Genomic DNA, 270 nt, shown 5'->3' on the forward strand with positions numbered 1-270 from the left:
TCTTTTATGGGTACACTCGCGACCCAAGAAGCCACAGAATTTACGAATGCTTGGCGCAGTTTTTATGCTCAAGGCAAACAGCGCGCCTATGAGCAAGACAGCTTAGTCACTACCCATCCGATTGAAGTGCCTGTAGCGACCACCCAAAATGCCTTCGACAATATCGATGCTATTACCTATCAAAAAGGCGCCTCGACGCTCAAGCAGCTACGCCATTTACTTGGTGATCTGGTGTTCCGCCGCGGCGTGAGCAACTACCTCAAACAATAC

General features: G+C 49.6%; 1 protein-coding gene. It reads left to right on the forward strand.

Features of this window, described 5'->3' with window-relative positions; all coding sequences use genetic code 11:
* Positions 1-270 (forward strand): M1 family aminopeptidase (locus B4920_RS26370; protein ID WP_216820058.1); only part of this gene is annotated, 270 nt, incomplete at both ends.

The sequence above is a fragment of the Zoogloea sp. LCSB751 genome (assembly GCF_002028455.1).
Taxonomy (GTDB): domain Bacteria; phylum Pseudomonadota; class Gammaproteobacteria; order Burkholderiales; family Rhodocyclaceae; genus Zoogloea.